Origin of the sequence: Dactylosporangium sp. NPDC049742 (assembly GCF_040674675.1) — a bacterium.
Taxonomy (GTDB): Bacteria; Actinomycetota; Actinomycetes; order Mycobacteriales; family Micromonosporaceae; genus Dactylosporangium; species Dactylosporangium maewongense.
The window spans coordinates 26712-39352 of record NZ_JBFANF010000009.1; the positions used below are offsets into that span (position 1 = coordinate 26712).

The 12641-nt window shown below is 72.3% G+C and carries 15 protein-coding genes and 1 riboswitch; of the genes, 8 read left to right on the forward strand and 7 right to left on the reverse strand.

Features of this window, described 5'->3' with window-relative positions:
* Positions 1 to 15: 15 nt before the first annotated feature.
* A riboswitch (cobalamin riboswitch) is annotated at positions 16 to 209 on the reverse strand.
* 62 nt (positions 210 to 271) lie between these two features.
* The 3 genes from AB0J72_RS14145 to AB0J72_RS14155 all read left to right on the forward strand — a co-directional run bounded on the left by AB0J72_RS14145 (position 272) and on the right by AB0J72_RS14155 (position 2362).
* Entirely contained in the window at positions 272 to 1108 is an 837-nt protein-coding gene (locus AB0J72_RS14145) for a hypothetical protein (protein WP_363398583.1), read from the forward strand.
* A 74-nt stretch (positions 1109 to 1182) separates the two neighbouring features.
* Positions 1183 to 1968, forward strand: coding sequence for a hypothetical protein (locus AB0J72_RS14150; protein ID WP_363398585.1), 786 nt, complete (start codon positions 1183 to 1185; stop codon positions 1966 to 1968).
* A 13-nt stretch (positions 1969 to 1981) separates the two neighbouring features.
* Positions 1982 to 2362 (forward strand): hypothetical protein, encoded by a 381-nt coding sequence (locus AB0J72_RS14155; protein WP_363398587.1) that lies wholly within the window; start codon positions 1982 to 1984, stop codon positions 2360 to 2362.
* 24 nt (positions 2363 to 2386) lie between these two features.
* Here the strand turns inward: AB0J72_RS14155 and AB0J72_RS14160 are convergent, their stop codons facing one another.
* On the reverse strand, positions 2387 to 3133 hold the full coding sequence (locus AB0J72_RS14160) for a copper resistance protein CopC (protein WP_363398589.1): 747 nt from the start codon (positions 3131 to 3133) through the stop codon (positions 2387 to 2389).
* An 87-nt stretch (positions 3134 to 3220) separates the two neighbouring features.
* On the opposite strand from AB0J72_RS14160, the gene AB0J72_RS14165 reads away from it, so the two are divergent.
* Both AB0J72_RS14165 and AB0J72_RS14170 read left to right on the forward strand, forming a co-directional pair.
* Positions 3221 to 3670, forward strand: a complete 450-nt coding sequence (locus tag AB0J72_RS14165) for a hypothetical protein (RefSeq protein ID WP_363398591.1) — start codon at positions 3221 to 3223, stop codon at positions 3668 to 3670.
* The gene (locus AB0J72_RS14170; RefSeq protein ID WP_363398593.1) at positions 3667 to 4914 is read left to right on the forward strand and encodes a hypothetical protein; all 1248 of its coding nucleotides are present in this window, start codon (positions 3667 to 3669) and stop codon (positions 4912 to 4914) included. The genes AB0J72_RS14165 and AB0J72_RS14170 overlap by 4 nt, the downstream gene beginning before the upstream one ends.
* 260 nt (positions 4915 to 5174) lie before the next feature.
* On the opposite strand, the gene AB0J72_RS14175 is transcribed toward AB0J72_RS14170, so the two are convergent.
* Positions 5175 to 6422, reverse strand: a complete 1248-nt coding sequence (locus AB0J72_RS14175; RefSeq protein ID WP_363398595.1) for an MFS transporter — start codon at positions 6420 to 6422, stop codon at positions 5175 to 5177.
* Positions 6423 to 6510: 88 nt separating this feature from the next.
* Between AB0J72_RS14175 and AB0J72_RS14180 the strand changes: the two genes are divergently transcribed.
* Positions 6511 to 7296, forward strand: coding sequence for a hypothetical protein (locus tag AB0J72_RS14180; protein ID WP_363398597.1), 786 nt, complete (start codon positions 6511 to 6513; stop codon positions 7294 to 7296).
* Between the two features lie 100 nt (positions 7297 to 7396).
* On the opposite strand, the gene AB0J72_RS14185 is transcribed toward AB0J72_RS14180, so the two are convergent.
* Together AB0J72_RS14185 and AB0J72_RS14190 are read right to left on the reverse strand one after the other, a co-directional pair.
* On the reverse strand, positions 7397 to 7807 hold the full coding sequence (locus AB0J72_RS14185; protein ID WP_363398599.1) for a hypothetical protein: 411 nt from the start codon (positions 7805 to 7807) through the stop codon (positions 7397 to 7399).
* A gap of 122 nt (positions 7808 to 7929) precedes the next feature.
* Entirely contained in the window at positions 7930 to 8256 is a 327-nt protein-coding gene (locus tag AB0J72_RS14190) for a hypothetical protein (RefSeq protein WP_363398601.1), read from the reverse strand.
* A 90-nt stretch (positions 8257 to 8346) separates the two neighbouring features.
* On the opposite strand from AB0J72_RS14190, the gene AB0J72_RS14195 reads away from it, so the two are divergent.
* The gene (locus tag AB0J72_RS14195; RefSeq protein WP_363398603.1) at positions 8347 to 9087 is read left to right on the forward strand and encodes a glyoxalase; all 741 of its coding nucleotides are present in this window, start codon (positions 8347 to 8349) and stop codon (positions 9085 to 9087) included.
* A gap of 61 nt (positions 9088 to 9148) precedes the next feature.
* On the opposite strand, the gene AB0J72_RS14200 is transcribed toward AB0J72_RS14195, so the two are convergent.
* Together AB0J72_RS14200 and AB0J72_RS14205 are read right to left on the reverse strand one after the other, a co-directional pair.
* Positions 9149 to 10726 (reverse strand): MDR family MFS transporter, encoded by a 1578-nt coding sequence (locus AB0J72_RS14200; RefSeq protein WP_363398605.1) that lies wholly within the window; start codon positions 10724 to 10726, stop codon positions 9149 to 9151.
* Between the two features lie 14 nt (positions 10727 to 10740).
* Positions 10741 to 11160 (reverse strand): MarR family winged helix-turn-helix transcriptional regulator, encoded by a 420-nt coding sequence (locus tag AB0J72_RS14205; protein WP_360561799.1) that lies wholly within the window; start codon positions 11158 to 11160, stop codon positions 10741 to 10743.
* Between the two features lie 93 nt (positions 11161 to 11253).
* On the opposite strand from AB0J72_RS14205, the gene AB0J72_RS14210 reads away from it, so the two are divergent.
* Positions 11254 to 11835 carry a TetR family transcriptional regulator gene (locus AB0J72_RS14210; protein ID WP_363398608.1) on the forward strand — a complete coding sequence of 194 codons (582 nt, stop codon included), beginning with the start codon at positions 11254 to 11256 and terminating at the stop codon, positions 11833 to 11835.
* A gap of 39 nt (positions 11836 to 11874) precedes the next feature.
* Here AB0J72_RS14210 and AB0J72_RS14215 read toward each other — a convergent pair whose 3' ends face one another.
* Positions 11875 to 12510, reverse strand: a complete 636-nt coding sequence (locus AB0J72_RS14215) for a hypothetical protein (RefSeq protein WP_363398610.1) — start codon at positions 12508 to 12510, stop codon at positions 11875 to 11877.
* Positions 12511 to 12641 lie beyond the last annotated feature (131 nt).

Here is a 12641-nt window from a genome sequence, read left to right on the forward strand (position 1 = left end):
CCGCGCCCGCTGGGTCATGGAGCACGAGCGGCTGGAGTCTCCTGACTCCCGGATCGCCGCCATCCCCCGACCTTCCGGCTTGCGGCCGTGGCCCTTGCGCTGGAGGGTGGCTCCCCGGTCACAGTGGCGGGACCGTCCCAGATTCGCACTGGGTTCCTCCCTATGACCGCTCGGGGTTCATCGTGTCCCACGGCTCCCAGTGACGTCAACGTGACCCAAATCCTTCGGGCCGGGCACGACCGGCCGAACAGATGACATGTGGAGGAGCGTCGTGCACGCCGTCCTGTGCGTCGTGCTGACCATGGGTCTGCTCATCGCGTCGGTACGGCCGCGCCTGCCACCCCTGGCGCCGGAGACGAGCGTGGCGCCGCCGGGCACCCGGGCCATGTGGCTGTGGGAGCGGGAGAAGCCGGAGGCCGTCGTCGACTGGGCGAAGGCACGCTCGGTGACGACCATCTTCGCGTACTACGACCCGCGCGCCGACGTGACGGAGCTGACCCGGTTGCGTGCGCTGTGCGACGACGCCGGGATCGTCCTCGACGCGCTCGGCGGCGAGCCGGCCTGGACGACCGACCACGCGACCGCGCTCGCCTGGGCGCGGGCCGCCGCGGCGTCCGGCCTGTTCCGGGGGCTGCACGTCGACGTCGAGCCCTACCTGCTGCCGGCCTGGGAGGAGCGGCAGGCGGCGCTCGTACCGCAGCTGCTGCGGCTGCTGGACCAGCTGGCGCTGATCGGCCCGCCGGTCGAGCTCGACGTGCCCTTCTGGCTGCCGACGGTCCAGGCCGGCGGGGAGAACCTGGCCGACGCCGTGCTCGCCCGGGTCGACGGCGTCACGGTGATGAGCTACCGCAACACCGCGACCGGCGGCAACTCGATGCTCGGCGTCGCCGACGACCTGCTGCGGCGGGCCGGGAAGGCGGCGAAACCGGCCCGGCTGGGCGCGGAGACGCAGGCGCTCGGTGACTGCGCGTACTGCACGTTCCACGGCGGCACGGACAGCGCCATGCGGGCCACGCTCAGCGACGTCGACCGGGCCGCGCAGCGCTACGCCGCGTTCGAGGGAATCGCGGTGCACCAGTACGACACCTGGATAGCGCTCACCGGCTAGCTCAACCGGCCGCCGGCCCGGCCGATCTGGAATTCGTCACAGGCAGCCATCATCAACAGAGAAGGACCTCTCCGATGCGCCGTTCAGCCTCGATCGCCCTAGCTTGCGCCGCCGGCGCGGCCGCCATCCTTCCCGCCGCGGCGCCGGCCAGCGCCGCGACCCCGGACCTGGGCCTGGTGGTGCCGCTGCTCGCGCCGATGCTGCCGGGGCAGTCGGGCTGGGTGGGCACCCTGTGGGGCGCCGCCGGCGACGTCTGCGACGTGCGGGTCACCGCATCGGGGCCGGGTCTCACCATCACGTACCCGTCGAACACGCAGAGCTACTCGTCACTGTCGAAGGGTGACTCGCTCGCGGCCGGGCGCGTGGACTACATCGCGTTCAACATCAGCGTCGCCACGAACAAGCTCGTGTCGCTGAACCCGGTGACGCTGAACTACTCGTACACCGAGAAGGCCGACGGCGCGACCACCTGCACCGGCACGAAGCGCACCGGATCGCAGGTCGCGACCCTGCCGGTCGTGTCGGTCACCGGGGACGCCGTCACCCAGAAGACGTCGACGGTGACGGTGCCGAAGAAGACCCCGGTCTGGTCGCAGCTGGTGTTCCAGGCGCGCAAGGGCGGCGTCGACGACCTGCGCATCACCGTCTCCGGCGGCCCGACCGGCCTGGTCGTGAGCTACCCGCAGGAGCGCGCGTACACCCAGCCCAACCAGGCCGCGGCGCTGGCCGTCGGCACCGACGACTTCGCCGCCGTGAAGTTCGACGCCACGAACGTGGCGGTGGGCACCTACAAGCTGACGGTCAAGCAGACGTACGGCGGCATCACCGACACCAACGACCTCACGCTGGTCGTCGTCTGAGGAGGACGCTGACATGATCCGCTCGCGTGTGCTGCTCACCATCGCCGCCCTCGCGGTCACCGCCGGCCTGGCGGGCTGCGGCGACGAGGGCTCGAAGACCCCGGCGAAGATCTCCGCACCGTCGGCGGCCGGACCGTCCGCCAGCGCGTCGTTGACACCCGAACGGATGGAGACGATCTTCCTGGACACGACCGCGGCGCACCTGTGCTCGGTCCAGTCGCGGGTCTACACGGACCCGGCGGCGATGGCCGCCGCGTACGCCAGCAAACCCCTGTACACGGGGCTGGCCGACGCGCAGGTCGAGCAGTACCAGCAGCGGGTCGTCGCCGACCCGGCCTTCGCCGAGCGGCTCACCGCGCAGATCCAGGCGACCTGCGGGACCACCACCGGCTGACCGGTGCCGTCGCGGCCGTCCTCCTCAGCGGAGGGCGGCCTTGCGGCGTTTCTTCTCCGGCTGCACCGGCGCGCGCCGGGCGGCGAGCCCGATCATGAGGCCGACGCCCACGATGAGCAGCGCCGGGATCAGCCAGTCGGTGAGCACGAACGGCGTCTTCACCGGCGCCGGCGCCGACACCGGCGGCTGTGCCTGCTGCGGGCCCTGGGTCGGCCCGACCGTCGCCGGTGGGGCGCCCTCCTTGTTGAGCGCCCGGGTCAGCGCCTCGGACGGGCCGGCGGTCGGCGCGGTCCAGCCCGCCGGCGCCGGCGTCACCGGGCCGCTGTAGGTGAACCGCAGCTGCCCCTTCACGGCCTCCCCGTCGGAGGCGACCGTCTGGTAGGCGGCCGTGTAGAGGCCCTGCTCAGGCCAGTGCGACACCGGGACGAGTGCCGGGAAGCCGGTGTTGTACGACCTGGGCTCGAACTTCCCGTCGACCATGAAGTACTCCTGGACGGGCTTGTCCAGGCGCTTCGGCTCCCCGGTCCGCCAGCCGCCCTCGACCCGCAGCCCGGACGGCGCGGTGACCGTGAACCAGGCGAACGAGGCCGGCTGCTCGGTGAAGTACAGCGCCACCTCGGCGCGCGGCTTGTCGACGGTGCTGTCCTGCACCGGGTCGGACATGGCCAGCTGGCCGTGGGCTGAGGCAGGATGTGCGGGCAGCACGACGCCGAGCACGGCGACGAGCGCCAGCACCGCGATCTTCGACGCACCGACACGGACCGATCGCATCGGCACATGATGCCGGGTTCCCCCATGAGCGACAAGACGCTAAATTCACAGCCCTGACAAACCCCCCGTCACCTCGGGAGCCTTTTCGTGCCTGCAGCTCGTGCCACCGTCCTCGCCGCCGCACTCGTCCTGGCCCTCACGGGGTGCTCCGCCGACCCTGCAACACCTGCGCCGGCGCCGTCCACCACGACCGCGACGGCCGCCGCCGCCGGTACCGACGCGCCGTCACCGACCGCGGGAACCTCCTCGGCACCGCCGTCGCCAATCGCGACCTTCGACAAGGAGATCGTCGTCACCGTCGCGAAGAAGAAGGTGACGCCGCCGACCGGCCGGGTCGAGGTCACCAAGGGCAACCTGGTGCGGATCACCGTCACCTCCGACGTCGCCGACGAGCTGCACGTCCACGGCTACGACAAGAGCCTGACGCTGCCGGCCGGGGCGCCCGCGTCGCTCGAGCTGCGGGTCGACCGGACCGGGCTGTTCGAGGTGGAGACGCACGCGTCGCACCTGGTGCTCTTCCAGCTCGTGGTCCGTTGAACACGGACCTCGCGCCGGCCCTGGCCCACGGTGTCGGCGGCCGCCAGGACCTGCCGCTCACGCTGGGCCAGCTGCTCGTCGGTGCCGCCGCCGCGCTGATCGTGTCGTTCGTGGTGCTCGGCGTCGCGTGGCGCGCCCCGCGGCTCGACCCCGCCGCCGGCCGCCCCGTCCGGACCGTCCCGGTGCCCGCCGTCATCCCCCGGCTCGTGGGCATCCTGCTGCTGGCCGTCCTGGCGTGGACGTTCACGCTGCCCGACACGGCCGACAACCCGGCGGCCGGCATCGTGTACGTGCTGTTCTGGGTCGGGCTGGTGCCGCTGTCGCTCCTGCTCGGCCCCGTCTGGCGGGCCCTGAACCCGCTGCGCACGCTGTCGCTGGGCTTCAAGCCCCGCCGCCCGCTGCCCGAGGGCGTCGGCTACTGGCCCGCGGCCGCGGGGCTCTTCGCGTTCGCGTGGCTGGAGCTCGTCGCCCCCGACCGGGCGACCCTGCCCGTCATCGGCACCTGGCTGGCCGTGTACGCCGTGGCCATGCTCGCCGGCGCCTTCGTCTACGGCCCCGACTGGCACACCCGCGGCGACGCGTTCGAGGTGCTCAGCGACCTCGCCGGCCGGCTCGCCGTCATCGGCCGCCGCCCCGACGGCACGCTCGCCTGGCGCAACCCCCTCGACGGCATCGCCGGCCTGCGCCCCGCGCCCGGGCTCGTCGCCGTCGCGGTCGTGCTGCTCGGCGCCACCTTCTACGACGCGATGTCCGGCGCGCTCTTCTGGCTGCGGTTCACCCAGGAGAACGGGCTGCCCGCCCCCGTCACCGGCACCCTCGGCCTGCTGGCGGTCATCGGTGCGGTGGCGCTCGCGTACACCGTGGCGACCCGCACCTCGGGCCGGCGCGGCCACACGTCGGCGGAGCGCATGCCGGGCGAGCTGGCCCACTCGATCGTGCCGATCGTCGTCGGCTACGTCGTGGCGCACTACTACTCGCTGTTCGTCCTGGAGGGCCAGCGCACCGTCGCGCTCCTGTTCGACCGGCCGGACTTCGACCCGTGGACCGGCGTGATCACCCCGACGGGCGTCGCCAACGTCCAGATCACCGCGATCATCCTCGGCCACCTCGTCGGCACCGTCCTCGCCCACGACCGGGCCCTGAAGGTCTTCCCCCGCGCCCAGGCCATGACCGGCCAGGTGCCGCTGCTGGGGTTGATGGTCACCTACACCGTCGCGGGCCTGCTGCTGCTCTTCACCGGCTGAACCCCCGCCGGAATGCTTGGTAGAGCGGCGCGAGGGAGGAGCGCCGCTCTACCGGTCCAGCGATATATGTGTATCGAAGGGGGGCCTTCGAGCTAGTCCGTGCGAGGGTCCCGGGGGGTTGGGACCCTTTCGGTTGCCGCTGAGAAGAGCATGCAGTCCGCCACTTGGCGCGGACTTGGCGAACACTTGCGCTGACCTGTCACCCACCCGACACCCCTGCCCGGTATCACCCACCTTGATCCACCCCTCCGCGGAGGTGTTCAGGCGGGCGCCTGCTCGCTGCTGGGCTCCTTGGCGCCGGCGGCGGGCTCGCCGGGCTTGTCGGGCTCGGTGGGCTCGGTGGCGCCGGTGGTGACGAGGAGGAGGGCCGCGGCGGCGGCCATCGTGGTCAGGCCGGCGGTGATGAGGGCGCCGCCGCCGCCGAGCCAGGTGACCAGCGGGGCCGCGGCCGCGGTGCCGCCGCCGATCGCGGTCTGGTTGACGGCGCTGACGGTGGCGAAGAGGCGGCCGTGGCGTTCGGGTGGGGTGCGGGCGGTGATCAGGGCGTTCTGGGCGACGTTGAGGATGCCGTTGCCGATGCCGCCGAGGGCCGCGGCGGCGTAGGCGAGCAGCAGGCCGGGGGCGAGGCCGATGCCCGCGATGCCGGCGCCCATGGCGAGGCACGCGACGGCGACCGCGACCCGGTGGCTGAGGTGCAGCAGGGGCAGCAGCTGCGAGCCGACGAGGACGCCGACGCCCCAGACGGTGAGGTAGAGGCCGTACTGCGCGGAGGAGGCGCCGAGCTGGTCGACGAACCGGAACGGCGCCGCGACGTTGTCGACGATGGCGGCGCCGACGCTGATCGCGACGCCGAGGACCGCGACGGTCAGGACCCGGTCGGCGAGCAGCAGCCGCAGCCCGCCGGACCGGTCGTCGGCCGCGGCCGAGGGGTCGGGGCGGCGGCGGACGGTGAGCAGCGCGCACGCGCCGGCGAGCAGCGCGAACGTGGCCGCGTCGGCGAGCACCGCGGCCCGCACGCCGAACCAGCCGGTGAACAGCCCGCCGACGGCGGGGCCGAAGATCCAGCCGAGGCCGAAGCCCAGCGACAGCCGGGCGTACCCGCGCTCCCGCCCGCTGGGCCCGGTGATGGCCGGCACCAGCGAGCTCGTCGCCGGCCGGACGAACGCCGCCAGCGCCGAGAGCGCCGCGAACAGCAGCACCGTCGGCAGCGGGCCGTCCAGCAGCGCGAGCGGCACCGCGACCAGCGCCTGGCCGAGCAGGGCGACGATCAGCACGGCACGCGTCTCGAGCCGGTCGACGGCCCGGCCCACCACCGGGGCCAGCACCACGACCGGCACCAGCTCCGCGGCGAGGAGCGCGGCGACCCACCCGCTGCCCTGCGGCTGGAGGCGCAGCAGCAGCGCGATGAACGCGGCGGCGTCGCCGGCGACCGACACGGCGAGCCCGGCCGTGAGGATCCCGAGGTCAGCACGCCCGCGCCCCGCATCGACGGTCCTCATGGTCGCCATGTCCGCCACCGTACCGCCGCCGCATCCGACCGCAGGGCCCCTGATCCCGTATCCTTCGCGGGTTCAAGGGTGGTGACGGGGGGTCGCTGTGGTGGTACCGGAGTCCGGGCACGGCTGGCACCTGCCCGACGGGCCGCCGCCGGGCGACCCGGACGAGCGGGGCGCGCCGGCCGACGAGTTCCCGACGCCGCCGGTGTACTGGCCACCGCCGCAGCCGGCACCCGCACCGTCCTCCGCCCAGGGGGCCCGGCGGCCCGCCGTCATCGCCCTCGTCCTTGCCGGCCTGGTCAGCCTGGTCGCGTGCGTCTGTGTGTCCGCCTACCTGAACGACAAGCCGGAGCTGCCCCGGTCCACCGCGCCCACCTATTCCCGGCCCGCCGCGCCGGCCGCACCGTCCCTGTCGTCGCGGCCGCCCAGCAGCGCTCCGGCGGGTCCGCCGCGGGTGTGGGCGCTCAAGGCACCGGCGAGGGCGGGCACGATGCGGCGGTCGGACGATCCCCCGCCGGTCCCGGACCCGTACTCGGCGACCTACGAGGATCCGCTCGACCCTCAGTACATGGTGATGCTGACCGGGCAGGTCGGCGCGCGCTTCACGCAGGACGGCCCGCAGGCGGCGGTCGACGCGTGGCTCGCCGCGCAGGACCCGGCCCGCGCGCAGACCACGCTGTGGGCCGAGGAGATGGTGTGGCGCGGCCCGCTCACGATCGGCGGCGTCGCGCTGTGCCGGGACTCCGTCGGGCTCCCCACGCCCGAGGCCTGGTGCGCGTGGGCGTCCGACGGTGTGGTGGTCGAGTTCGTGTTCGTGCGGGTGCCGGCGCCGGTGGCGTGGGACCGGATGGCGGAGATGCTGCCGGCCATCGCCACGTACTCCTGACGCCCGGTTCCGCGGTGTCGTCTCCCGGAACCGCGGAACGCCGGCCGGCCCGAAGGCCGACCGGCGTTCCTAGCGCAGTCGAGACGCACCCGGCGGGTGGTCAGGCGCTGCTGTCGGAGATCTCGTAGTTCGGGCCGTCCATGACGTTCCCGAGGAAGCTCTCGAAGCGCTCCGTGAGCGACATGACGTGCGAGTCCGAAGCCTCGGCGCCCTCGATCTCGGCCGCACCGAACCCGGCGGAGCCCTCCTGGCCGTACGCGGCGAAGGTGTGCTCCTGCTCGATCTCGGTGTGCTCGTACCGCGTGTACTCGGTCACCTCGTAGTGGTTGCCCGCGGCGTCCGTGTACTCGATGTGCTTGACGTTCTCGTACTCGGTGTGCTCGATGCTCTGGTGGTCGGTCTCGAGGATGCCGTACTGCGAGTTGTAGTCCTGCTCGCCGACACTCGCCTCGTGCGCCTCCGCGAGGCCGCTGTGGCCCTCGCTGGTCTCGATCTCGCCGTACTCGCTCATGGGGGTGGTCCTCTCGGATGCGTTCTCTCGGTGTTGCGCTGTTGGACCTAACGGTACGGGCGTCCGCCAGACCCAAAATCCCGGAAACGTGCCACCCGCACATCCCCGGATCGGCCCGTTCTTCAGCTGACGTCGCGTGGGGGTAGCAGCCAGGAGACCTGGGCGGGGGTCAGGCCGGTGTCATCGAGGACCTCGGTGAGCGTGTCGCGGGGTTCGCGGCGGTCGAACTGCACCAGCTCGATGCCTGGTGAGGGGTCGAGCTGGACCTTCGCGAAGCCGACGACCGTGCCGGTCGACAGCCTGGCGAGGGCCATGACGGTGGGCGAGATGTCGTTGAGCACGGGCGTGAACCGCAGGCCGAACCGGTGCTCCAGGTCGGGCCGCTCCAGGGTCAGCTTCGCGAACACCTCGGGGGCGCCGCGGGGCGTGTCGATGTCGACCGGCTCCATGGCACCAACCTACCGGTGTCACTTTCTTGCATTTCACCAATTATTTCTTGCATGTGCGAGTCCGTCCGGGTTCTGGCACACTGCCGCACCATGCTGGAGGAACTGGTGCAGCCGAACGAGACCACCGTGCCGCTGCTGCCGTGCGTGGCCCCCGAGGAGACCGTGGCGTTCTGGCGTTCGCTGGGGTTCGCGGTGACGTACGAGCAGCGCCGGCCCTACCTGTACCTGGCCTTCCAGTGGCGCGGGGTCGGCCTGCACTACAAGCAGCCGCCGGGCGGCATCGACGCGGCACGGGAGGACATCGGCGGCTGCCTGGTGATGGTCGACCTGGTCGCGCCGTACCACGCGGCGTTCACGGAGGCGATGCGGCGCACGTACGGCAAGGTCCTCGCGAAGGGTCTGCCCCGGATCACCCGCTTCCGCCCCGGCGCGTCGCGCTTCACGGTCGTGGACCCGTCCGGCAACTCGATCATCTTCATCCAGCGCGACGAGCCGGCCGAGGTGGAGTACGGCGGCGCCAAGCACCTGCAGGGCCTGGCCAAGGTCCTCGACAACGCCCGCATCCTGCGCGAGTTCAAGCACGACGACCTGGCCGCGTTCCGCGCCCTGAACTCCGGCCTCCGCCGCCACGCCGACGGCGCCACCACCCTAGAACGCGCGGTGGCCCTGGCCTCACTCATCGAGCTGGCGACTGCCCTCGACGACCCCGGCCGCATCCCGGAGTGGGGCGCCCAGCTGCGAAGCCTCCCCCTCACCGCCGAGGAACGCACCACGGTCCAGTCCGCCGTCGCCGACCCCGCCGTGCTCGAACCCTGGCTGCCCGCGACCTGACGCGTGAAGTGCGAACAACCCGGTGGATCCGTCGGATCCACCGGGTTGCTGAGCGATCAGGTCAGTGCGTCGGGGTGGCCACCTTCTCCGAAGCCGAAGCCGAAGCCGAACCCGAGGCCGGAGCCGTGGTCGCGGGGTCGGGGGTGGCCAGGTCCAGGGTGGTGCGCAGGGCGGTCGGGCGCATCAGGGCCGCGGCGGCCACGCCGATGAGCGCGATGCCGGCCGAGATGAGGAAGATGTGGCCGGTCGCGTCGCCGTAAGCGGCCCGGACGATGTGCTGCACGGCGGGCGGGAGGGCGCCGAGGTTGAGGTTGCTGGCGCCGCCGCCGGAGCCGGCGGGGACACCCGCCGCGGCCAGGGAGTGCGTGATGTTGTCGGTGACGCGGCGGGCGAGGACGGCGCCGAGGACCGAGACGCCGATGGTGCCGCCGAGCGAGCGAAAGAAGGCGATCGTCGAGCTCGCCGCGCCGATGTCCTTCAGGGGCACGGTGTTCTGCACGGCGAGGACGAGGTTCTGCATGGAAGAACCGACGCCGACGCCGACCAGCAGCATGGCCGCGCCGACGAAGACGAGCGACGTCTCGTGGTCGATGGTGGCCAGGGCGGCGAACCCGAGCACGAGGATGACGGTGCCGGCCACGATGTACGGCTTGATGTTGCCCGAGCGGGTGATCAGCCGGCCGACGATGATCGAGGCGCCCAGGACGCCGGCCATCATCGGGATGGTGAGCAGGCCGGCCTCGGTCGGGGTGTAGCCGCGGCCGATCTGGAAGTACTGGCCGAGGAAGACGGCGCCGCCGAACATGGCCATGCCGACGGCGAGGCTCGCGACGATCGACAGGGCGGTGGTGCGCTGCCGGACGATCTGCAGCGGGACGACCGGCTCGGCCGCGCGGGCCTCCACCAGTACCGCGGCGGCAAGAAGGACCAGTCCGGCGCCGACCATCGCGAAGGTCTGCCACGACAGCCACGCGAACGAGCCGTCGACGAACGAGACCCAGATGAGCAGGATGCTGACGCCCGCGGCGATGAGCGTGGCGCCCAGGTAGTCGATCTTGACGGGGCGCTTGACCGTGACCAGGTGCAGGGTCTTCTGCAGCACGAACAGCGCGATCACGGCGATCGGCACGCCGACGAAGAAGCACCAGCGCCAGCCGAGCCACGACGTGTCCACGATGACGCCGCCGAGCAGGGGGCCGCCGACGGTCGCGACGGCCATCACGCCGCCGAGGTAGCCGTTGTACCGGCCGCGCTCCCGCGGCGGGATCATCGCCGCGATGACGACCTGGACGAGCGCCTGCAGGCCGCCCACGCCGATGCCCTGGAAGGCGCGCGCGGCGATCAGCTCACCGGCGTTCTGCGACAGGCCGGACAGGATCGAGCCCACGACGAAGATGACGATGGAGATCTGGACGAGCAGCTTCTTGCTGTACAGGTCGGACAGCTTTCCCCAGATGGGGGTGGAGGCGGTCGCGGTGAGCAGGGTGGCGGTGACGACCCACGTGTACTGGCCCTGGGTGCCGTTGAGCGCCCCGATGATCTTCGGCAGGGCGGTGGAGACGATGGTGGAGCTCACCAGCGCCACGAACAGCACGAGCAGCAGCCCGCTCAACGCTTCGAGAATCTGCCGATGCGACATCGGCTTGGCGTGACTCATCGTGTTGCCTCCAGGTGCAGGTCGTTCGCGAAGCGGCGCAGGTAGCCGCTGAAGTGCTCGAGGTCTTCGGGGCTCCAGTCGCGCAGCGCGCCGGCGAGCAGGTCGTCGTACCAGGCGACCGCGTCGGCGAGGGTCTGCCGGCCGGCGGGCGTGAGCTCGAGGAGGGTGGCCCGCCCGTCGTGCGGGTCGGGGACGCGCCGGACCAGGCCGGCCTGCGAGACGGCGCTGACCGCCCGGCTGGTCGTCGACTGGTCGAGGGCGCACCGCGCGGCGACCTCCTTCAGGTGCCGGCCGCCGTCCGAGCGGTCGATCGCCTGCAGCAGCCCGACCGTGCCCGACGGCAGGACCGGATGCCGGCGGCGGTGCTTGAGCACGCGAAGGACCTTCATCAGCTCGTACAGATCGTCGCGCAGCATGGACACCTCCCCAATTACTTGCCTTCTACAAGCATCAGAAAAAGTTGCCCAGTGCGCAAGTTTTCTCAGTGAGAAGTGGGTAACATTCGGAACGTGAGCACCGGGCTGCGGGAACGCAAGAAAACCGCCACCCGGCAGGCCCTGCACGAGGCCGCCGTCCGGCTGGCGATCGAGCACGGCCTCGACCGGGTCACCGTCGAGGCGATCGCCGACGCGGCCGACGTGTCCAGGCGGACGTTCTCCAACTACTTCGCCAGCAAGGAGGAGGCGTTCCTCTACGGCGACCACGCCCGCATGTGCGTGCTCATCGACGCGGTGCGGGCCCGGCCCGCCGGCGAGGCGCCGTGGCAGGTGCTGACCGCCGCCGCCGTCGAGGTGTTCCAGGTGCTCGGCGCCCGCGACCCGCGCTGGATCGCCCAGGTGCGGCTCGTCCGCCGGCACCCGGCGCTCGCGGCGCAGCAGGTCACCACGTACACCTCGATGGAGGACGGCCTCACCGCCGAGCTGGTCGCCCGCGGGGTCGAAGGGCCGATCCGGGCCCGTCTGATGGCCGCGGCGTTCATGGCGTCGGTGCGGGTCGCGATCCAGGCATACCCGGACCGCACCGAGGGCGCCGCTCTGATCGACGTCATGCGAGAAGCCCTCGCCGTGACGGGCGAGGGCTTCCGCGGGTAGGGGAAATCGGGGTCAGCCGCTCCGGCGCGGCGGCAGGGGTCAGCGGGCGCCGGTCAGCTGCGGGCGCAGCATCAGCAGGACACCGAGCGTCATGTAGCCGATGAGCAGGTGGCCGCCGCCGACGTAGTCCGCGAGCGGCGAGCCGAAGATGGCGAAGACCGGGACGGTGACGACGGCCCAGCTCTCCGCGACCACCGGCCAGATCCGCACGACGCCCTTCCACCGGCCGGTGATCGCCAGCTTCACGCCGATGACGGCCATGCCGAGCATCGACAGCGGCCAGAAGATGTCCATCGGGACGAGCCACGCCGCGTCGCGCAGCGCCGGGACGGCGTGCAGGACGCTCCACAGCGTGGCGATCGCCAGCAGCACGTGCTCGACCACGAGCATGCCGCGGGCCACCTTCGTGAGGCCCGTCGCGCGGGTCCGGACCTGGACGGCGAGCAGCGCGAACAGCCCCAGCTGGAAGAGCCCGCCGGTGGCGTCGGTGATGGTGAGGCCGAGGGAGTCGGTCGGGTTGTTGCCGACCGTGAACATGCTGGCCGCCCACGCCGCCGTGCCGGCGGTCAGGGCCAGGCCCAGCTTGCGGACGCCACCCACGGTGATGGCGGCGGGGGGCTGCTGGCCGGTGAGGACGTCGGTGCGGGCGGGGACGGGCTCGGTGCGGATCGTCATGGCAGGTTCCTTTATGTGAGGCGGCGGGGCTCGCCGGGTATGCCGAGAATCCTGCGTCCCACCGCGACCCGGGCGGCAGGGCCGCGCGCCCCCGATGGCGTCCCTTCCCGTGTCCCGGCCCGGACGGGACT